This window comes from Microbispora cellulosiformans (assembly GCF_008728085.1).
GTDB classification, from domain to species: domain Bacteria; phylum Actinomycetota; class Actinomycetes; order Streptosporangiales; family Streptosporangiaceae; genus Microbispora; species Microbispora amethystogenes.
The window spans coordinates 415,467-436,215 of the sequence record NZ_VYTZ01000001.1 but is presented as its reverse complement, the minus strand read 5'-3'; the positions used below and the strand labels follow the sequence as shown (position 1 = coordinate 436,215).

Genomic DNA, 20,749 nt, shown 5'->3' with positions numbered 1-20,749 from the left:
CCTGACGGGTCACAGCCGGCCGGCGGCCTTGAGCGCGAGATAGGCGTCGGCGAGCGCTGGGGCGAAGTCCTCGGGCAGCGCGTCGACGACCTCCACGCCCTGACGGCGCAGGGTCGCCGTGACCTCGCTCCGCTCGCCGCGCAGCCGTTCCGCGGCGGCGGCGTCGTACACCGCCTCGGCGCTGCCCCGCCCGGCCGCCATCTCGGCCACCCGCGGGTCGGCCACCGCGGCGACCAGGACCAGGTGCCGCGCCGACAGTTGTGGCAGCACGGGCAGCAGCCCCTCTTCCATGGCCGCCGTGTTCAGGTCGGTCAGCAGCACCACCAGGCAGCGCCGCCGGGCCCTGGACAGCACGGCCGCCGCCATCCCGGCCGCGTCGGCCTCGACCAGCTCCGCCTCGATCGGCGCCATCGCGTTCACCATCGACGACAGCAGTTCGGTGCGCGACGCGCCGGACACCTGGGCCCGTACGGCCCGGTCGTAGGCGAGGAAGTCCACCCGGTCGCCGGCCCGCGCGGCGAGGGCCGCGAGGAGCAGCGCGGCGTCCATCGACCAGTCCAGCCGGGGCCATCCGGCGGCCCCCGAACCGGCCCCGGAAGAACCAGGCCCTGGACCGAGCCCTGAAGCGAGCCCTGGACCGGCTTGCGAACCGGCTTCCGGGCCGCGTCCCGCGTCCGGGCCCGGCGCGCTGACGTCCGGTCCGAAGCCGAGGGGCGCGGTCCCGATCCGGCCGGCGGAGGTGCGGCCGGTGTCGAGCACGATCAGCACGCGGCGGTCGCGTTCCGGCCGCCAGGTGCGCACGACGACGTCGCTGCGCCGGGCGCTCGCCCGCCAGTCGATGGAGCGGACGTCGTCGCCGACCACGTACTCGCGCAGCGAGTCGAACTCGGTGCCCTGGCCGCGCACCAGGGCCGGGTGCCGTCCGTCCATCTCGCGCAGGCGGGCCAGCCGCGCCGGCAGATGCCTGCGGCTGAGGAACGGCGGCAGCACCCGGACGGTCCACGGCGCCTCGAACGTCCGCTGCCGCGCCGCCAGGCCGAGCGGTCCGACCGAGCGCACCGTCACGGCCACGGCCTCCCGGTCGCCCCTGCGTACGGGCGTCAGCGTCGTGACCAGCCGCCGTCGCTCGCCGGGCGGCACGTCGAGCGCCTGCCGCCGTGGGGCGGCCCCGGCCGAGGGCTGCCAGGCGTCGCGCAGCGCGCCCCGCAGCCGGCGCGGGCCGGGGTTGTCCACGACCAGCCCGATCGCGAGCGACCCGCCGAGCCGTACGCGACTGTCGCCGTCCCGGTGGAAGCGCAGCCCGCGTACGCCGCCCGCGAGCAGCAGGTCGGCCGTCACGAGCGCGGCCAGCACCAGCGCGGCGGCCAGCACGACCAGGCCGGGCTCGGGGGCGAGGAGCACCACGATCGCGGCGAGGGCGGCGAGCAGCCCCGCGCGCCCGGTCAGCGCCACGCGGCCCTCACCGGGGCACCGGTACGGCCGACAGGATGCCCTCCAGGATGCCGTCCGGGGTGGCGCCCTCCAGCTCGGCCTCCGGGCGCAGCCCCACGCGGTGCCGCAGCGCGGGCCGGGCAAGGGCCTTCACGTCGTCGGGGGTGACGTACGACCGGCCCGACAGCCAGGCCCAGGCCCGCGCCGCGGCGAGCAGCGCGGTGGCGCCGCGCGGCGAGACGCCGAGCTGGAGCGAGGGCGACTGCCGGGTGGCCCGGGCGAGGTCCACGATGTAGCCGAGCACCTCCGGGCCCACGTGGACCTGGGCGACCGCCCGCCGTCCCGCCGCGAGGTCGGCCGCGGACGCCACCGCCTTCAGCTCCGACAGGTCGCGCGGGTCGAAGCCGAGCGCGTGCCGTTCGAGGACGGCGATCTCCTGCTCGCGCGGCGGCAGCGGCACGGTGAGCTTGAGCAGGAACCGGTCGAGCTGCGCCTCGGGAAGCTGGTAGGTGCCCTCGTACTCGACGGGGTTCTGCGTCGCCACGACGATGAAGGGATCGGGCAGCGCGCGGGCCGCTCCCTCGACGCTGACCTGGCGTTCCTCCATCGCCTCCAGCAGGGCGGCCTGGGTCTTCGGCGGCGTGCGGTTGATCTCGTCGGCGAGCAGCAGGTTGGTGAAGACCGGCCCCTCGCGGAACTCGAACTCCGCCGTCCGCGCGTCGTAAACAAGCGATCCCGTCACGTCGCCCGGCATCAGGTCGGGGGTGAACTGCACACGCTTGAAGTCGAGCGCGAGCGTGGCCGACAGCGTGCGGACGAGCAGGGTCTTGGCCACCCCGGGCACGCCTTCCAGCAGCACGTGACCCCGGCAGAGCAGCGCGATGACCAGGCCGGTGACGACCGGGTCCTGGCCCACGACCGCCTTGCCGACCTCCGCGCGCAGCGCCGCCAGCGCCTCCCGCGCGGCGTCGGCCCCGGGAGGCGCCGGCAGCGGCGGAAGCGACGCGGACGACGAAGCCGGCGGCATCGGTGGCGACGTGGCCGGGGGTACGGGGGACGACGCCGAGGGGGCGGCGCCCGGTCCGGGGGTGGTCACGAGTCTCGAACCTGCCTTTCCAATGTGTCCAGGTCGGCGGCGAGGGCCACCAGTGCGGCGTCGTCGGCCGGTTCGGGACCGCACAACAGCGCCCGCACGGGTCCCGGGTCCCGCCCGGTGCGCGCCGCAGCGGCGTCGGCCACCTCCTCGGCCGTCGCGGTACGCGGCACGCCCAGGAGAGGGGCGAGCCGGTCGGCGGCGGCGGCCCGCAGGGCGAGGGCGGCGCGGTCCCTGGCCCGGCGTGACCGGTAGAGCAGGCCCCGCCCCTCCACGGTCTCCGAGGCCCGGACGACCACGGGGAGGCGCTCGGTCACGACCGGCCCAAGGCGGCGCGCCCGCCACAGGGCGGTCACGGCCACCGCGACGACGAGCTGGAAGACCGCCCAGGGGACGCCGCCCGGGATGAGGTCGCCGAGCGACCTGGCCGGTTCGCCGTCCGCCCCGGTCGCGCGGTCTTCGGCGTCGGCGGGATCGCCCTGGGCGAGCCAGACCAGCTTCGGCCGCGCACCGGCCAGGTTCAGCGCGAGCGCCGCGTTGCCGTCGTCCGCGAGCCACATGTTGGTCAGGAACGACGCGTCGCCCAGCGCGGTCACCGTGTGCCCGTCCTCCGTGTAACGGACCAGCGTGTGACCGTCGCCCGCCGGATAGCAGCCCGTCGATCCGGGCGGGCTGGAGAAGGAGATGCCGCCGGTGAAGGCGCCACCGGCCCGCACGGCCTCCCGCAGCGCGCACCGGGGCGGCCGGGAGCGGACGCGCTCGACGCTCTCCCTGTTCAGGCCCGGGGCGAGAACGTCGAGGAAGGACGCGTGTCCGGCGATGAGCCGGTCGCCGGGCGCCTCGGCCAGCCGGACGGCGGCGTCGTGGCTCCCGAGCAGGCTCGCCTCGGTGATCAGCAGCAGGGTCTGCGGCCCGGCGGCGGCCACCGCCGCGCCCGGCGTCTCCACCCGGACGACCTCCACCCCGTGCGCTTCGAGCAGCCTGGAGAGGGCCGAGCTCCCGATGAGCGAGGTGTCGGCCGGGTCCAGGAGCCGCCCGGTGGGCTGGTCCGGCGCGAGCAACGCGGGCAGCGCCGCCGCGCCCAGCACGAGCAGCACCACCAGCGCGCCCCAGGCCGTCCCCCGGCCCCGCCGCCGCGTCCCGGCCTTGGTCGCGCTCCCGGTCGTGGTCATGCCGTCACGCCCGTGCGGGCCGACCGCAGGCGCTCGTCCAGGGAGGCGAGCGTCAGATATTCCTCGCGGGTGCCGCCGGCCTCGCCGTACGTGACGTCGTCGAACAGGCGTGCCGCCGCCCGCAGGTCCGCGGCGTGGGACGGCAGCGCCTGCCCGGCGGCCTCGGCGAGCTCCATCGCCGTACGGCCCGGCAGCGGGGCGACGACGGCGCGTTCCTCAAGGTCGCGGGCGACGGCGCGTAACCGCTCGCGGATGGCCCCGGCCCAGTCCTCCTCGGCCGCCAGGCGTTCGGCCTCCGACCTGTGCTCGGCGGCCGTCCGCTCTCGCCGTCCGAACACGGCCCCCGGCTCCGCCCTCCCCGAGCCGGAGAAGCGGCGCAGGGCCCACAGGAGCAGCAGGGCGAGGACGACCAGGACGACGACGATCAGGACGAGCGACAGCACGCCGCCCGTGCCCGTGCCGTCGCCGCTCATCAGGTCACCGATGAACTGGAAGATTTCCCGCTGCAACCGGTCGAACAGCGACTCGTGCTGGTAGGCCGCCCTCGACAGCTCGCGCGCCGCCTCGTCCGCGGCCTGGTCGCGGCCGACGTCGACGGGCGAGTCGAGCGACGGCATGAACGACGGCACGAACGACGCGGCGAGCGGTGCGAACGGCACCGTCGTCACCCCTGCGGTCCGTTCGGCGGGGTTCCGTAGTAGGGCGAGGCCCCGGGTGGGGTTCCGTAGTAGGACGAGCCTCCGGGTGAGGTCCCGTCGTAGGGCGGAGATCCGGGGCCGGGCACCGGTCCCGCCGCGGCCGCGTGGCTCGGGTGCCACAGGTCGTCGACGCCGGTGTGGACCCAGCCCTGCGACTGGTTCTGCGCGGCCGCCGTCTGCAGCACGAGGTCGAACGCCTCGGCCCGCATCCGCCTGTCGGCGTAGAGGAGCCCGGCCACGCCCGCCTGGAAGGGATAAGTGATCATGGAGGCGACGACGCTGCCCGCGGCCAGGAGGACCGTGGTGAGCGCCGTGGCGGCGACCGTGCCGCCGCCGAACATCCCGATCAGGGAACCGCCGATCGTGAACGGGACCCCCAGCACGCTGGAAGCGATGCCCGCGAGCACGGCGGTGAGCACCAGGATGCCGAACACCCGCCAGCTGTCGCCCTTCACCAGCCGCCACGATCGGGCCATCGCGTCGGTGACCCCACGGCCCTCCAGCACGACCGCGGGGGCCGCCAGCGAGAAGCGGGTGTAGAAGAAGGCGGCGTACGGGATGTAGGCCAGCACGAACAGCAGGGCGACGGCCACGAAGGCGCCCGCCGTCGCGTCACCCAGCCCCAGAGCCACGAGGAGCGCGAGGAGGACGAGCACCGGCGCCACGAGGATGAGGGCCTGCAGCATAGCCAGCCCCAGCAGGGCGAGCACCCGCGACCGCGCGAGCTGCCAGGCCTCGCCCACCGTGATCCGGCCGCCGAACACCGCGCGGCCGAGCACCCGGGTGAGGATGCCCGTGAGGATCATGGTTCCCAGGAACGTCATGACGTAGGTGATGATCGCGCCGATGTACTGCGCGGCCACGCCGACGACCGGGAGCGCGGGCGAGCCGGTCGTCGCGTAGGAACCGGAGCCGAAGCCCTCCAGCGCCGTCCCGAACATGCCGAGGCCGACCGCCTGGCCGAGCGCGCCCGGGATCGAGGTGACGGCCGCCACGATCGCCGACAGGCCGAGCGTGGCCTTCGGGTTCGAGCGGATCAGCTTGATCGTGCCGTCGAAGATGTCGCCGAGCGTCAGCGGGCGCAGCGGGATGATCCCCGGCCGGGGCGCCTCGGGCGGGCGCTGTCCGTAGGAACCCTGTGCGTAGGAACCCTGCGCGTAGGGACCCTGGGCGTAGGGACCCTGGGCGTAGGGACCGGACCCGTAGTGCGGTCCGCCCGCCTGCGGGCCCTGACCGGACGGCCCGGACGGCCCGGACTGGCCGTAGCCGGGCTGACCGTACTGCCCAGGCTGGCCGTACGAGCCGTGAGAACCGGGCTGTCCGGGCTGGCCATGCTGTCCGGGCTGGCCGTACGGGCCGGTCTGGGGGCCGGCCGGGCCTTCCCGGCCGCCGGGGGCGGCCCAGGATCCGCCCGTTCCGCCCGTCCCGGCGGCTCCGCCGTACGGCGGAGGTTGCTCGGCCGCCCAGCCGGAGGGCACGTCGGGTGAGGAGCCGGGGCCGTCAGTCATGTCCCAATCCTGGCATGATGTACGTGCGTGTGCCGCGTGATCACCAAGCGTCCCGTCGCGGGGGTGAGCGGGGGATGGTTGAAACCGGGGCGCGGGCGCACACTTGGAACGTGACCGCACCACGGGATTCCCGCCGGTGTGACCGCATCTGGTCAGATAATCCCGCGCTTCGTCTGCTGCGCCTAAACTCCATCCCGCCTAAACTCCAACCTCTGTCATGGTCGTGTAACACCCGAGTGGCGGCCACCGGTAGCCTGCGGGGGTACCTGTGACAAACGCCCAAATCTCCCAAACGCGTACGAATGAGGGGCCATGAAGGGTCGCGTGCTGGTCGTCGACGACGACGCCGCTCTCGCCGAGATGCTCGGCATCGTCTTGCGCGGGGAGGGTTTCGAACCGTCGTTCGTGTCCGACGGCGACAAGGCGCTCGACGCGTTCCGGGACACCCGGCCGGACCTCGTCCTGCTCGACCTGATGCTCCCCGGCGCCGACGGCATCGACGTCTGCCGCCGCATCCGGGCCGAGTCCGGGGTCCCCATCGTCATGCTGACGGCCAAGAGCGACACCATCGACGTGGTCCTCGGCCTGGAGTCCGGCGCCGACGACTACATCGTCAAGCCGTTCAAGCCGAAGGAACTCGTCGCCCGGGTGCGCGCCCGCCTGCGCCGCACCGACGAGCCCACCCCCGAGATCCTCCAGATCGGCGACATCACGATCGACGTGGCCGGTCACTCGGTCAAGCGCGGCGAGGAGACCATCAACCTCACGCCGCTGGAGTTCGACCTGCTGGTCGCGCTGGCGCGCAAGCCCCGTCAGGTCTTCACCCGCGAGGTGCTGCTGGAGCAGGTCTGGGGCTACCGGCACGCCGCCGACACGCGCCTCGTCAACGTGCACGTCCAGCGCCTGCGCGCGAAGATCGAGAAGGACCCCGAGCACCCGGAGATCGTGGTCACGGTGCGCGGGGTGGGTTACAAGGCCGGCCCCGCGTAAGCGCCCGCTCCCACCATGCCGGCACCCGCGAGAAAGCCCCGCCGCCGTCGGACCCCTGGCCAGATCGCCCGTGGGGTCCGCAGACGCGCGCGCCGTCTCGCGGGCCGGCTGCGGAGGGTCTGGCGGCGCTCGCTCCAGCTCCGCGTCGTCACCAGCACGCTGGTGCTGTCGATGGCCGTCGTGGTCGTCCTCGGTGTGTTCCTGATGCAGTCGATCTACGCGTCGGTGCACAACGCCAGCGAGGTGTCCGCGGTCGCGGAGTCGCAGGCCAACAACGCCACCGCGAGCGGTTACCTGAGCCAGCTCTCCGACATCGGCGACACCGGGCAGGACGGCACGGCGCCCGGCCCGGTGGGCGATCCCGCCGACACGGCGGCCCAGGCGCTGGCGGACCGCTCCGGCGGCCGCTACGACGTCGTCATCTACAACACGAGCATGGTCGGGCAGGGCAGGGTTTCCGGCCAGATCGACCCGCTGAGCATCCCCGCGTCGCTCCGGGCGGACGTCCGGAACAGCGACGAGGACCACCCTCTGTGGCACCAGACCGTGACGGTGCGCTACATCGGCGCGAAGCAGCCCGAGCCCGCCCTGGTGGTCGGCGCCATGGTCAACGGGACCTACGAGATCTACCACGTCTTCCCGCTGGGCGACGAGGAGAAGACGTTCCAGGCGGTCCAGCGGATGCTGATCGGCGCGGGCGCCGCGCTCGTGCTGCTGCTCGCGGGCGTCGCCTCGCTCGTCACCCGCCAGGTGGTCATCCCCGTACGGCTCGCGCGCCAGGCGGCGGAACGACTGGCGGCCGGTCGCCTGGAGGAGCGGCTCAAGGTGCGCGGTGAGGACGACCTCGCCCGGCTGGCCACCTCGTTCAACGAGATGGCCTCCACCCTGGCCGTGAAGATCCACCAGCTGGAGGAGCTCTCCCAGGTGCAGCGCCAGTTCGTCTCCGACGTCTCGCACGAGCTGCGTACGCCGCTGACGACCGTCCGCATGGCCGCCGACCTGCTGTACGAGGGCCGCGAGGACTTCGACCCCTCGTCGGCGCGGGCGGCCGAGCTGATGCAGAACCAGCTCGAACGCTTCGAGTCCATGCTCGCCGACCTGCTGGAGATCAGCCGGTACGACGCGGGGGCCGCGACTCTCGACCTGGACCCCGTCGACATGCGCGACGTGGTGCTGCGCGCGGTGGGCGACTCCGAGACGCTGGCGGAACGGCAGGCCACCCGGTTCGAGCTGCGCCTGCCCAACGAGCCCTGCATGGCCGAGGTGGACAGCCGCAGGGTCGAGCGGATCCTGCGCAACCTGCTGTTCAACGCCATCGAGCACGGAGAGGGCCGGGAGATCGTGGTCACGCTCGGCGCCGACCGCGACGCCGTGGCCGTGGCCGTACGCGACCACGGGGTCGGCCTGAAGCCGGGCGAGGAGAACATGGTCTTCGACCGCTTCTGGCGGGCCGATCCCTCGCGTGCCCGCACCATCGGCGGCACGGGGCTCGGGCTGGCGATCTCGCGGGAGGACGCGATGCTGCACGGCGGCTGGCTCCAGGCATGGGGCGCCCCTGGTGAGGGCAGCCAGTTCCGCCTGTCGCTGCCGCGCGTCGCGGGGGCGCCGCTGCGCGGATCGCCGCTCCCGCTGGTGCCGCCGGAGGTGGAGATGCGGCGCACCTGGCGCGGCCACGTCACGCCGGTCCTGACCCCCGCCATCGGGGCGATCTCCGAGGCCGGGCCCCGCGTGCGGGAGAGCGCAGAAGCGGGCGGTTTCGATGCCGACTGAGCGTCGCGGCGCGGTGACCCGCCGCCTCGCGGCGTTCGCGGGCGTGGTCCTCGTGCTGGCCGGCGGCGGGACGGGCTGCGCCACCGTGCCGACGAGCGGCCCCCGCCTCGCCCAGGTGGACAAGAGCAAGGACACGCTCAGCGAGCCGTACGTGCGGATCATCGCGGAGCCGCCGAAGCAGGGCGCCTCGCCCGACGACATCGTCAAGGGCTTCCAGGCCGCCATGGCCTCCTTCGACGACGCCGAGTTGCGGATGGCCAAGCAGTACCTCACCCCGGGCGCGGCCCAGCGCTGGAACCCCAGGCGGCAGACCCGCGTCTACGAGGGCAAGATCGAGCCGGACCGCACGCAGGACCTTGAGCACGCCACGCGGACGACGGTGACGCTGAAGGGGACGAAGGTCGCCACGATCGACTCCGAGGGCAGGTACACCCCCGCGACCGGCGCCCTGGTCGAGCCGTTCACCCTGGTCAAGGTGGGCGCCGAGTGGCGGATCGACATCCCGCCGGACGCCCGCCTGCTGTCGAGCGACGACGTGCGGCGGGCGTACCGGCGGGTGGATTTGTACTACCCCCCGGCCATCCCGGCGACGGGGCTGGTGGCCGACCGGGTGTGGGTGCCCATCGAGCCGAGCAGGGGGGTGCCCGAGACGCGGGTCCGCCGCCTGCTCGCCGGGCCGACCTCGTCGATCGCGAGCGCGGTGCGCAGCGCCTTCCCGGCAGGCACCGACCTCAACCGGATCACCGTCGAGGGCGACACGGTCGTGGTCGACTTCACCTCCCAGGTGGACACGGTGTCGACCGACCGCCTCGACGCGATCAAGGCGCAACTCGTGTGGACGCTCGGCGACCTGGTGACCGGCCGTACGGTGGAGATCCGCGTCAACGGCAGCGGCTCCGGAGTCCGGTTCCGGCCCGCCGACTACCACGCGTACGACCCGAACGTGCTGAGCAGTTCGCCGCAGGCCTACTACATGCAGGGCGGCAGGCTGCTGCAGTACAAGGAGAAGGGCGCCGGCACCCCCGTGCCGGGCGCGGCGGGCGAGCAGGCCGGGAAGTTCACCGAGCCGGCCGTCCTGACCCAGTATCCGGTCTCGGTGGCGGCCCTGGTCAACGGCGACGGCGTCTACGTCGCGCCGATGACGCCGGGCAGCGCGTGGCAGCGGTGGATCGCCGGCCGGAACATGAGCCCGCCCTCCTGGGACCGGTACGGCGCCGTCTGGTCGGCCGAGAAGGTGAGCGCGCACGAGAGCCGCGTCTGGACGGCGATCGGCGGCCAGCCCCGCAGGGTGGAGATCTCCGAGGAACTGTCGTACGGGCGCATCATCAAGTTGCGGGTCTCCCGCGACGGGGCGAGGGTCGCCGCCATCCTCGACGACGGGCTCGGCACCTCCGTTCGGGTCGGCACGATTCTCCGCCTCGGCGAGCAGGTGCGGATCGACGACGTTCGGACGCTCATCGACTCCCGCGACGACCAGCAGATCGAGGACATCGCCTGGCAGGACGCCACCGATCTGCTCGTGCTGTCCAAGGTCAAGAGCGGCCAGGAGCTGACCCCGTGGTCGGTGATGGAGGGCAGGACGGACCCGGACGCCGGGCCCATCAAGCTGGATTCGAAGATCGAGTCGATCGCCGCCGCCCCCGACCACGTGATCGCCGCGGCCGACGAGGGCCAGGTGATCAGCTACAGCACCGACAAGCAGGCCTGGAACCAGCTCGCCAAGGACGGCGCCACCAATCCGGTCTATCCCCTCGGCTGACCGGTCGTCCCGCCGGAATGTCGGTGGCGGGCGGGATGCTGGGCGCGTGGTGCCCGCGCTGCTCGACCTGATCCTCCCGCCCCGTTGCGCCGGATGCGGCGCGTGGGGCGCGACGGCCTGCCCGTCCTGCCTGGCGAGGCTTCTCGGCGAGCCGGCTCCACGGCCGCCGGACCCGGCGCCCCCGGGCCTGCCGGACTGCTGGTCGGCCACCGCCTACGAGGGCGCGGCCCGCCGGATGATCCTCGCCTGCAAGGAACGCGGCCGTACGGCCCTGGTGCCGGTCCTGGCCGCCTCCGTGGCGACCTGCGTCGCCGCCTGGCAGGAAGCCGAGGCGGCGCCGGTGACGGAGACGTGGCTGGTGCCGGTGCCGAGCGCCCGGGCCGCCGTCCGCCGCCGGGGGCACGACCCGGTGCGCGCCGTCGCGACGGCCGCCGCCCGCGAGCTGCGCGGGCAGGGCCTTCCCGCCGTGCTCGCGCCGCTGCTGCGGCAGCGCAGGCGGGTGGCCGACCAGGCGGGCCTAAGCTCGCCGGAGCGGGCCGCCAACCTCTCCGGCGCCTTCGTGGTCGGGGATCGCCTCGCGGGGGCGCTGGGGCCGTCTCACAGCGGCACAGGGCGTGGTGTGGGATTCCGGGTCGTCCTGGTGGACGACGTCGTCACGACCGGGGCGACGCTGGCGGAGGCGGCGCGGGCGCTGCGCGCGGCGGGTGTCGCGCCGGCCGCGGCGGTGACGATCGCCGCCACCCCCAGACGTGTCCCATATGTCGCGACACGCCGGAAGTGCCGCGTTGCCGACAATCACGGATGGTAAAACCCGAGGCAGATTCACCCCTCGTCCCCATGGAGAGGACCGGACGGCGGATTCGGCGAGCCACCTGCTCGGGAGAGGTGTGGACACCGGATCTGCGGGGATTCCAGGAATATGACCGCGAGTTTTCCAAGGGTGAGACGGCAACCCAGATCACGCAAAGTGATCGTCCGGCTCTCCTCTTGGCTGACATTCATGTCGGCAACGACTAGCGTTCAGACATGGCACCCGTCCGGGTCCGTGGTTGCGCCGGGCCGACTCCCTCGTGGGGTCCGGCCTGGCAAGCCGATGCCAGCCGCAGGCGAAACGGTCCACGTAAGGCGACTCTTGGTCGACCGATCACGGTGCGGCTTAGAGGTAAGTCCTGCCCTCCCGGGGGTCCAGATGTCCCCCGCAAGAGGAGAAGGGCAGTAGTGGCGACTGAGCTGCGAACCCCTCAGCAGGCGGATGTGGGGACGAAGACCAGGTCGGCCGGACGGGTGCTCCGAAAGCCGTGCACCGCAGTCGATGTGCGAAGGGAGGCTTTGCGTGGAAATCATCGTCAAGGGACGGCACACCACAGTGAGTGACCGTTTCCGTGATCATGTGACGTCCAAGCTGGCCAGAATCCAACGACTGGACAACAAGCTCATCCAGGCCGATGTGGAGGTCTCCAAGGAGTCCAACCACCGGCAGAGCGGGCAACGTGAACGGGTGGAGCTCACCATCCACTCACGTGGCCCCGTCATCCGCGCCGAGGCGTGCGCGGACGACCGCTTCTCGGCGCTGGACATCGCCATCGGCAAGCTCGAAGAGCGGCTGAGGCGGCTCGCCGACCGCCGCAAGATCCACCACGGGAAGAACTGCCCGCCCTCGACGGCCGAGCTCACGGCGGTGATGGAGGACGCGCAGGGGGTGGTCCGCACCGCCCGGGAGGAGCCCGGGCCGGTCGCGGAGGTCGCGGCGGTGCAGGCGGCCCCGGCGGTCGCCGAGTGGGAGCCTGAGCAGGAGCGGGTCGAGGATTCCGGGCCGATCGTCCCCATCGAGATGGACGGCGACGGACCGCTGATCGTGCGCGAGAAGTTCCACAAGGCCGACCCCATGACGATCGACCAGGCGCTCCTCGAGATGGAGCTGGTGGGTCACGACTTCTACCTCTTCCGCGACAAGGAGGGCGGCCTGCCCAGCGTCGTCTACCGGCGGCGCGGCTACGACTACGGTCTCCTCAGGCTCATCGAGCCCTGAGGCAGGTCTTCGTGTGGTCCCCGGCCCGGACGAACGCGCGGGGATCCAGGTGGATGCATCGCAAGGCGGAGGAGGAGGTCGGAGCGGAGCCTCCGGCCGACGACTCCGGGCCCCGCGGAGATTCCGAGCCTGCGAGGAATCTTCGCGGGTGGGGCGACAACGCAGCGAGGCGCCGCCTGGGTCCCGCGCACCGGGCCGGGGCACCGCGCGATCCCTCGGAGGAGGCCCGGTCCGGCGCGACGAAGATCCCTAACACTCCGGAACCCGTGTAATGATGGCGATCCAGCGTCCTTGGCCCCCGCAAGGAGGTTCCGTGACCCGACCCGACGAGGCGGCTCGAGCAGCCGGCAGAAGCGAGCCGATCCGTGTCCTGATCGTCGACGATCACGCACTGATCCGCCGCAGCCTGGAGCTCGCGCTGGCCGCGGAGGCGGACATCGAGGTGGTTGGCGAGGCCAGCGACGGCCAGGAGGCGGTTGAGCTCGCCGATCGGCTGATGCCGGACGTGGCGCTGATGGACGTCCGGATGCCGAAGCTGGACGGCATCGGAGCGACCCGCAAGATCAAGGAGTCGGTGCCGAGCACCCGGATCATCATGCTGACGGTCAGCGACGAGGAGGAGGACCTCTTCGAAGCGATCAAGGCGGGCGCGACCGGCTACCTGCTCAAGGACGTCCAGATCGACGAGGTGCCCGACGCGGTGCGCGGGGTGCACGAGGGGCAGTCGCTCATCAACCCGGCCATGGCGGCCAAGCTGATCACCGAGTTCGCGAACATGAGCCGCAAGGAGGCCGAGCGGCCCCCGCAGCTTCCCGTCCCCCGCCTGACCGAGCGCGAGATGGAGGTCCTGCGGCTGGTCGCGAAGGGCATGAACAATCGCGAGATCGCCAAGGACCTGTTCATCTCCGAGAACACGGTGAAGAACCACGTCCGCAACATCCTGGAGAAGCTGCAACTGCACTCCCGGATGGAGGCCGTGGTCTACGCGGTGCGCGAGCGCCTGCTGGAGATCACCTGAGCCTCGGCCCGTCCAGGAAGCGCTCTTCGCGTGACCAAGGCATGCCGACCACCGCGACCCGGGGAGCGTTCCTCACCTGGGACCGGTCGGGACTGCGGATGGGGGAGCAGCGACCGGAGTCGCGGCTGAAGCGTCCTGCACGGAGGCCCCGCGGGGGGTGCCTCTGCGGGCGCGGCCAGCCGGGACCGCCGGGGAACGCTCCGCCGGGTCGTCAGGTTCGAAGCGCCCCGTCCTCACCCTGAGTGAGCGCCGATCCAGGCGCCGCCTGAGCCTCGAGGCCGGCACGCGGTCAAAACCTCGTTTTGGCATCCACAGTGGCCACGGTTCGAATCTCCTTCTCGGTCATCCCCCGCACCCCCTGCAGGTTCGCGCTGCGCAGGTTCGCGCCGCTCAGGTACGCGCTGTTCAGGTACGCGTCGTTCAGATCCGCGCCGCGCAGATACGCGCCGATCAGGTTCACCTTGACCAGGTCCGCGCCGCGCAGGTATGCGTCGCTCAGGTTCGCGCCACGCAGGTTCGCGCCGCTCAGGTTCGCGTCGCTCAGGTTCGCGTCGCTCAGGTTCGCGTCGCTCAGGTTCGCGTCGCTCAGGTTCGCGCTGCGCAGGTACGCGCCCCGTAGGTATGTGCGAGGGAAACGCGCCTGGGAGAAGTCGGTAACGCCATCGCCCGCGGAGGAGGGGATGCCTTCGCTGCGTCCGGCGGCCAGGGCGGGGGCGATGGTCAGTGCCGCGAGCACGTCGGCCCCGGGCCTCGTGAGCGGGATCTCAGCGAGGGCGGAAAAAGTTTTCGCGGTGCACTGCTTGGGTGGTTTGCTCTTGCGGTCCTGTGGAGTGCAGGTGTCGTGGCCTCGGACGTAGGCGGCCAAGACATTGCGGATGGTTTCGCGGTCACGGGGGGAGTCGGCCGCGAGGCGCTGCAGGGCGTAGATGCCGCCCAGGCATACGTCCTGCTTGGACGAGCCGAGCTGTTCAACGGCCTTGGTGTAGCGGTCGGTGATCTGCCCCTGCTCCGCGGTCAGCTGGGCCTGGCGGGAGGTCTTCAGGGACTCGGCGGTGTACCGCAGGCCTTGAACGGTGAAGACCACTCCGCCGATGACGACCAGGCCGGTGGCGGCCTGGATCAGGGTGTTGCGGGCCGCGTTGACGGCCTCCACGCGCTCGATGACGCTCATCTGCCGGCGTTCGACGGGCGTCAACGGGGAGGTCTCGCCGGCCAGGCGGCGGGCCAGCGGGCCGATCATGAATGCGATCCCCAAGCAGGCCGCTACCGCTAACGCCAGGCCGATGAAGGTCCAGCGCGCCCAGTTCGGACCCTGCAGCTCCAAGGCCGCGGCAGAGCAGGCGCCGATCAGGGCCACGGTCAGCAGCAGACCGAGGGCCCGAGGTAATCGGCGCTGAGGGGGTACCAGAGCATCCTCTGCGGGGCTCGGTGAGCTCTCCGGCGTTGCCGCCGATGGCGGCCCGACAAGAGCTACCGAGAGTGCGGGATGGGCGTGGCGGCGTGCGTGGACGGCCATGGCCACACCGATGACCGCAGCCACGGCTATGACCGCGCGCGGCGGCACTCGGGGAGGTCGGGACATGCCCCTATTGCACCGCTTGGGCGGGCAGCGCGCGGGAGAATCCGGCGGGTGTCCACCAGGTCGATTCGGGCAGGGTTCCAGGCCGTCATGTCCTGCCGCACGATCCGGTGTTGCCGGCCCCGATCTGATCGTCATACGGGGCACGCATGCATGGACGGTCACCGCCGCCGGGCTGAAAGGCCGCTCAGCGGGGGTCGCGGGTTACGGCGGCGCGCAGCGGGGCCTCTAGTTCGGGCGTCCCGACCCGCTCGACGCGTACGTCGGCGCAGCCGACCCAGCTCGCGGCCTCCCACAGCGCGTCGCTCATCGCCGTCACGTCCCTGGCCCGCGCCCCGGGCTCGAAGCCGACCTGGCGGGCGACCAGGGTGGCGCCCTCGCGGGCCGGGTCGACCCGGCCGATGATCCGGCCGCCCGCGAGCACGGGCATCGCGAAGTAGCCGTGGACCCGCTTGTCCCTCGGCACATAGGCCTCCAGCCGGTGGTTGAGGCCGAAGACGCGCTCGGCCCGCGCCCGCTCCCAGATCAGCGAGTCGAACGGCGACAGCGGCGTCGTGCGGTGCCGCCCGCGCGGCTCGCCGTCCAGCGCCGCGGGGTCGGCCCAGGCGTTGGGCCCGCTCGCGCCCCCGCCGCGCCGGGCGGGCCAGCCCGACACCCGTACGGGCACGAGGCCGGCCGCTCCGCTGAGCAGGGCCTCGTCGAGCAGGGCGCCGTGCGCGCCCTTGACGCGGGTGAAGTCGGCCAGATCGGCCCGGGTGGCCACGCCCAGCGCGCGGCCGGCGATGCCGGTCAGCCGGGTCACGCACTCGGCGTCGGAGAGGTCCAGGCCGAGCAGCTCCGCCGGGACCGCGCGCTCGGCGAGCTCGTAGACCCGCCGCCAGCCGACGCGGCGGGTGCAGACGACCTCGCCGATGTCGAGCAGCCACTCAATGGCGATCTTGGTGTCCGACCAGTCCCACCACGGGCCTCCATTCTTGGAGCCGCCGATGTCGGCGGTGGTCAGCGGGCCGTCGGAGCGCACCTGCTCCAGCACCTTGTCGACCACGGGCGGCACCTCGTGCCACCGGAACCGCCGTTCCCGGAACGCGCGGCGGCGGAAGTCGTACAGCGGCCACTGCTCGATGGGCAGGACGCAGGCGGCGTGGCACCAGTATTCGAAGGCGCGGGCGGGGGAGTCCCAGTAGGCGCGCTCGACCGAGTCCCGGCCGACCGCGCCGAGCCTCGCGTACGCGACGAGCTCGTGGGAGCGGGCGAGGACGGAGATGGTGTCGAGCTGGACGGCGCCGACGCGCCGCAGCATGGCGGGAACCCCGCCGGCGCGCGCGGCGGCGCCGAGGAAGCCCTGGGCCCGGAGGATGATCCTGCGGGCCTCGTCGGCGGTCAGATCGGTCACAGGAGGAGATGGTAGACGCGGTGACCGACAAAACGCCTACGGCGGTTCTGGGGCCGGGTCTCCCGGGCGGGCCGGTGAAAGCTTCAGCGGCCCCGTGCCTGTTTCAGGAACCGATGGACCGGTGCTCGAAGGGGGAGTGGTGCTCCTGCACCTGGATCTCCCGGGGCGCGTCCACGATCACGTCCGAGAAGATGTCGAACGCGAGGGCGAGCAGTCCGCCCACCGCGCAGATGCCCGCGCCGATCCACACGAAGAGCCAGTTCGGGCCGAGGGTCAGCGCCACGCCCCCGATCGTGAAGCCGATGAGGATGATGCTGACGGCGAGCCACGATTTGGCGCTTCCCGCGTGGCTGCCCTGGTGTCCGCTCTGTGCCATACCCCGTTTTCTACCTGATGGGCCGGGCGGTCGGGACATCGGGGGAACCCTCTGGGCGGTTTTCTCCTTATGAGATAGGAGATTGTGACGCGGCGCTCCGTCGATTGCGGGTGGCTGTGTCTGGTGATGGAACCGCCTACGATGGTTAGCGGGGAAGTATGTCTCGTCCTCACACCCCGGTGGTCGGCCGGGGTGAGACCTGCGAGGAGCTTTACTAAAAGTGCCAGCCATTCTCGACAAGATCCTTCGCGCCGGCGAAGGCAAGACTCTGCGGAAGCTCAAGCGCATCGCCGAGCAGGTCAACTCCATCGAAGAGGACTTCAAGAGCCTGTCCGACGCCGAGCTCCGCGCGCTGACCGCCGAGTACAAGCAGCGGCACGCCGACGGCGAGTCCCTCGACGACCTGATGCCGGAGGCCTTCGCGACCGTGCGCGAGGCCGCCCGCCGGGTCCTCGGGCAGCGCCACTTCGACGTGCAGCTCATGGGCGGCGCCAACCTCCACATGGGCAACATCTCCGAGATGCGCACCGGTGAGGGCAAGACGCTCACCTGTACGCTTCCCGCCTACCTCAACGCGATCTCCGGCAAGGGCGTCCACGTCGTCACGGTCAACGACTACCTGGCCAAGCGCGACGCGGAGACGATGGGCCGCGTGCACCGCTTCCTGGGCCTTGAGGTCGGGGTCATCCTGGCCAACATGCCGCCGGACGAGCGCCGCAGGCAGTACAACGCCGACATCACGTACGGCACGAACAACGAGTTCGGCTTCGACTACCTGCGTGACAACATGGCGTGGTCGATGGAGGAGTGCGTCCAGCGCGGCCACAACTACGCCATCGTCGACGAGGTCGACTCGATCCTGATCGACGAGGCCCGCACCCCGCTCATCATCTCCGGCCCCGGTGAGCAGTCGGGCAAGTGGTACCAGGAGTTCGCCAAGATCGTGCCGAGGCTCCGCCGCGGCACCGAGGGCAAGGACGGCGAGGAGAGCACCGGCGACTACGTCGTCGACGAGAAGAAGCGCACGGTCGGCATCCTGGAAGCGGGCGTGGAGCGGGTCGAGGACTGGCTCGGCATCGACAACCTCTACAAGCCCGAGCACACCCACCTCGTGCAGTTCCTCAACAACGCGCTCAAGGCGAAGGAACTGTTCAAGAAGGACAAGGACTACATCGTCGTCGACGGCGAGGTTCTGATCGTCGACGAGTTCACCGGGCGCGTGCTGCACGGCCGCCGTTACAACGAGGGCATGCACCAGGCCATCGAGGCCAAGGAAGGCGTGAAGATCAAGGACGAGAACCAGACTCTCGCCACGATCACCCTCCAGAACTACTTCCGCCTGTACGAGAAGCTCGCCGGCATGACCGGTACGGCCGCGACCGAGGCCAACGAGTTCCACCAGACGTACAAGCTGGGCGTCGTCCCGATCCCGACCAACCGGCCGATGGTCCGTCAGGACCAGGCCGACGTGGTCTACAAGACCGAGGACGCCAAGTTCCAGGCGTGCGTCGACGACATCAAGGCGCGCTACGAGCAGGGCCAGCCGGTCCTCGTCGGCACCACGAGCGTCGAGAAGTCCGAGAAGCTGTCGCGCATGCTCAAGCGCCAGGGCGTGCCGCACGAGGTGCTGAACGCCAAGAACCACGCCCGTGAGGCGGCGATCGTCGCCGAGGCGGGCCGCAAGGGCGCGGTCACCGTGGCCACCAACATGGCCGGTCGAGGCACCGACATCATGCTCGGCGGCAACCCCGAGTTCCGCGCCGACCTGGAGCTTCAGCAGCGCGGCCTGTCGCCGTCCGAGACGCCGGACGAGTACGAGAAGGCCTGGCCCGAGGCGCTGGAGAAGGCCAAGGAGGCCGTCAAGGCCGAGCACGAGCAGGTCGTCGACGCCGGCGGGCTCTACGTGCTGGGCACCGAGCGGCACGAGTCGCGGCGCATCGACAACCAGCTCCGCGGCCGTTCCGGCCGTCAGGGCGACCCCGGCGAGTCGCGGTTCTACCTGTCGCTCGAAGACGACCTCATGCGGCTGTTCAACGCCGCCCGGGTCGAGATGATCATGACGCGGCTGAACATCCCGGACGACGTGCCGATCGAGTCGGGCATGGTGTCCAAGGCCATCGCGTCGGCCCAGCACCAGGTCGAGCAGCAGAACTTCGAGATCCGCAAGAACGTCCTGAAGTACGACGAGGTGATGAACCGGCAGCGCACGGTCATCTACGCCGAGCGGCGGCGGGTGCTGGAGGGCGCCGACCTGCACGAGCAGGTCCGCACCTTCGTCACCGACGTCGTCGACGACTACGTCAAGGGCGCCACCGGCGAGGGCTTCGCCGAGGAGTGGGACCTCGACAAGCTGTGGAAGGCCTTCGGGCAGCTCTACCCCGTCTCCGTCACGGTCGACCAGCTCGTCGAGGAGGCCGGCGGCGCCAAGGAGGACCTCGACGCCAAGCTCATCGCCGACAAGATCAAGGAAGACGCGCTCCAGGCGTACGACCGCCGCGAGGAGCAGCTTGGTCCCGAGGCGATGCGCGAGCTGGAGCGCCGGGTCATCCTCTCGGTGCTCGACCGCAAGTGGCGCGAGCACCTCTACGAGATGGACTACCTCCAGGAGGGCATCGGCATGCGCGCCTATGCCCAGAAGGACCCGCTGATTGAGTACCAGCGCGAGGGCTTCGAGATGTTCTCCGCGATGCTCGACGGCATCAAGGAGGAGTCGGTCGGCTACCTGTTCAACCTCGAGGTCGAGGTGCAGGCCAACCCGATCGTGGAGGAGAACGCCGAGGAGGACACGGCGCTGTCGGAGACCGGGTCGATCATCGCCCGGGCACTGCGGCAGCCGTCGCGGCCGACCGAGATGGTCTACACCGCGCCCGGCGAGAGCGGCGACGTGGAGGTCAGCCGGGTCAGGTCGACTCCCGAGCAGCGCGCCGCGTACGGCGACGTCGAGCGCAACGCGCCCTGCCCCTGTGGCTCGGGCAAGAAGTTCAAGCGCTGCCACGGCGACCCGCGCAACCAGCAGGCGTGACCGTCAGGCGCGACCTGAGCTGAGAAGGACCCCGCCGGACATGTCCGGCGGGGTCCTTCCATGTCGTGGGGAAGGGCCGGCAAAAGGGGCCGGGTAAGGCCGACGCCAAGGGCCACGGCCCGCAGCGCCGACGCGAAGGAGCCCTACCAGGAGCGCCAGTCTGATGGGTTGCGACCGGGGGGCGGCACCCGGTCACGACCGGGAGCGCCGGAGACCGGGGGCGGGAACCCGCGGGGTCAGGCGGTCTCGAAGTCGGTGACCAGCCACTGCATGCCCTGCCGCTCCAGCCGTACGGCGAGCACCCGGCTGCGCGGACCACAGTTGACCAGCAGGCACATCTCGATGACCCCGTCCACGGGCCGTTGCACGTGCGGCAGGCCGGTCAGCGGCGGCCGCTCGGTGTCGATCATCTTTCCGGCCCGGACCAGTTCGCGGTAGGCCCGCTCGGTGAGCCGGCCGGCCACCGTCTCCGGCGGCCTGCGGCCCGCCAGGATCTCCGCCAGCGCCTGGCCGAGCCCCCGCAGCCGGCGCTCGTCGGTGAGGGAGCCCCCCGGCCGTCCGTACGGGTACGACACGGGCGGCGCCGGGAGGGTGGCCGGGGCGAGTGCGAGCGCGCCGTACGTCACGGGACCGCCGTCCCGCTCCTCGTAGGGAGGATCGGCCGGGGGGACGGACGCGAGCCGTGGCAGGGGGACGGGCTTGGGCATCGGGACTCCGCTCTCGCGCGCCGGATCTGACGCCTAATAGAGGTTGCGGTCGTCCCGCCTGATACCGGGGTCGCCAACTTTGCCGAGAGCCGCCGCGGTGTGCCGCCATTCGCCCGGGAAGGTCCGGCCGAGCTGGGGGGAACATCCCCTGTTAGTGGAGCATGGAGAAGGATATTAAGGTCATCCGGAATTGGCGGAGAACGC

Annotated in this window: 16 protein-coding genes; 7 read left to right on the top strand and 9 right to left on the bottom strand. The window is 71.8% G+C overall.

Going from position 1 to position 20,749, the window contains the following annotated elements:
- Window positions 1-9: 9 nt before the first annotated feature.
- The 5 genes from F5972_RS36865 to F5972_RS38695 form a co-directional block, all read right to left on the bottom strand.
- Window positions 10-1,452 carry a DUF58 domain-containing protein gene (locus F5972_RS36865; RefSeq protein ID WP_191909895.1) on the bottom strand — a complete coding sequence of 481 codons (1,443 nt, stop codon included), beginning with the start codon at window positions 1,450-1,452 and terminating at the stop codon, window positions 10-12.
- Window positions 1,453-1,459: 7 nt separating this feature from the next.
- A complete protein-coding gene (locus F5972_RS01765; protein WP_150931233.1) occupies window positions 1,460-2,458 on the bottom strand; it encodes an AAA family ATPase in 999 nt (332 codons plus the stop codon).
- Between the two features lie 65 nt (window positions 2,459-2,523).
- Window positions 2,524-3,696: a DUF4350 domain-containing protein gene (locus F5972_RS01760; protein WP_150930401.1), complete on the bottom strand. Its 1,173-nt coding sequence runs from the start codon at window positions 3,694-3,696 to the stop codon at window positions 2,524-2,526.
- Window positions 3,693-4,355, bottom strand: coding sequence for a DUF4129 domain-containing protein (locus F5972_RS01755; protein ID WP_225311089.1), 663 nt, complete (start codon window positions 4,353-4,355; stop codon window positions 3,693-3,695). The genes F5972_RS01760 and F5972_RS01755 overlap by 4 nt, the downstream gene beginning before the upstream one ends.
- Before the next feature lie 5 nt (window positions 4,356-4,360).
- Window positions 4,361-5,902, bottom strand: a complete 1,542-nt coding sequence (locus F5972_RS38695) for a DUF7544 domain-containing protein (protein ID WP_150930399.1) — start codon at window positions 5,900-5,902, stop codon at window positions 4,361-4,363.
- A 312-nt stretch (window positions 5,903-6,214) separates the two neighbouring features.
- On the opposite strand from F5972_RS38695, the gene mtrA reads away from it, so the two are divergent.
- From mtrA to F5972_RS01720, 6 genes are all read left to right on the top strand, one after another.
- Window positions 6,215-6,892, top strand: coding sequence for an MtrAB system response regulator MtrA (gene mtrA, locus F5972_RS01745; protein WP_030509347.1), 678 nt, complete (start codon window positions 6,215-6,217; stop codon window positions 6,890-6,892).
- A gap of 15 nt (window positions 6,893-6,907) precedes the next feature.
- On the top strand, window positions 6,908-8,662 hold the full coding sequence (gene mtrB, locus F5972_RS01740) for an MtrAB system histidine kinase MtrB (protein ID WP_150930398.1): 1,755 nt from the start codon (window positions 6,908-6,910) through the stop codon (window positions 8,660-8,662).
- Window positions 8,652-10,421 carry an LpqB family beta-propeller domain-containing protein gene (locus F5972_RS01735; RefSeq protein ID WP_150930396.1) on the top strand — a complete coding sequence of 590 codons (1,770 nt, stop codon included), beginning with the start codon at window positions 8,652-8,654 and terminating at the stop codon, window positions 10,419-10,421. Before mtrB ends, F5972_RS01735 begins: the two co-directional genes overlap by 11 nt.
- A 46-nt stretch (window positions 10,422-10,467) precedes the next feature.
- Entirely contained in the window at window positions 10,468-11,229 is a 762-nt protein-coding gene (locus F5972_RS01730) for a ComF family protein (protein ID WP_150930393.1), read from the top strand.
- 525 nt (window positions 11,230-11,754) lie between these two features.
- The gene (hpf, locus tag F5972_RS01725; RefSeq protein ID WP_150930391.1) at window positions 11,755-12,450 is read left to right on the top strand and encodes a ribosome hibernation-promoting factor, HPF/YfiA family; all 696 of its coding nucleotides are present in this window, start codon (window positions 11,755-11,757) and stop codon (window positions 12,448-12,450) included.
- Between the two features lie 313 nt (window positions 12,451-12,763).
- Window positions 12,764-13,468 (top strand): response regulator, encoded by a 705-nt coding sequence (locus F5972_RS01720; protein WP_225311088.1) that lies wholly within the window; start codon window positions 12,764-12,766, stop codon window positions 13,466-13,468.
- 289 nt (window positions 13,469-13,757) lie between these two features.
- Here F5972_RS01720 and F5972_RS01715 read toward each other — a convergent pair whose 3' ends face one another.
- The 3 genes from F5972_RS01715 to F5972_RS01705 form a co-directional block, all read right to left on the bottom strand.
- Window positions 13,758-14,825, bottom strand: a complete 1,068-nt coding sequence (locus F5972_RS01715) for a pentapeptide repeat-containing protein (RefSeq protein WP_191909894.1) — start codon at window positions 14,823-14,825, stop codon at window positions 13,758-13,760.
- Between the two features lie 409 nt (window positions 14,826-15,234).
- The gene (locus tag F5972_RS01710; protein ID WP_150930387.1) at window positions 15,235-16,440 is read right to left on the bottom strand and encodes a winged helix-turn-helix domain-containing protein; all 1,206 of its coding nucleotides are present in this window, start codon (window positions 16,438-16,440) and stop codon (window positions 15,235-15,237) included.
- Between the two features lie 103 nt (window positions 16,441-16,543).
- Window positions 16,544-16,816 carry an HGxxPAAW family protein gene (locus tag F5972_RS01705; RefSeq protein WP_150930385.1) on the bottom strand — a complete coding sequence of 91 codons (273 nt, stop codon included), beginning with the start codon at window positions 16,814-16,816 and terminating at the stop codon, window positions 16,544-16,546.
- Between the two features lie 220 nt (window positions 16,817-17,036).
- Between F5972_RS01705 and secA the strand changes: the two genes are divergently transcribed.
- On the top strand, window positions 17,037-19,838 hold the full coding sequence (gene secA, locus F5972_RS01700; RefSeq protein WP_150930382.1) for a preprotein translocase subunit SecA: 2,802 nt from the start codon (window positions 17,037-17,039) through the stop codon (window positions 19,836-19,838).
- 236 nt (window positions 19,839-20,074) lie between these two features.
- Here secA and F5972_RS01695 read toward each other — a convergent pair whose 3' ends face one another.
- Window positions 20,075-20,545, bottom strand: coding sequence for an Rv3235 family protein (locus F5972_RS01695; protein ID WP_150930380.1), 471 nt, complete (start codon window positions 20,543-20,545; stop codon window positions 20,075-20,077).
- Window positions 20,546-20,749: the final 204 nt, after the last annotated feature.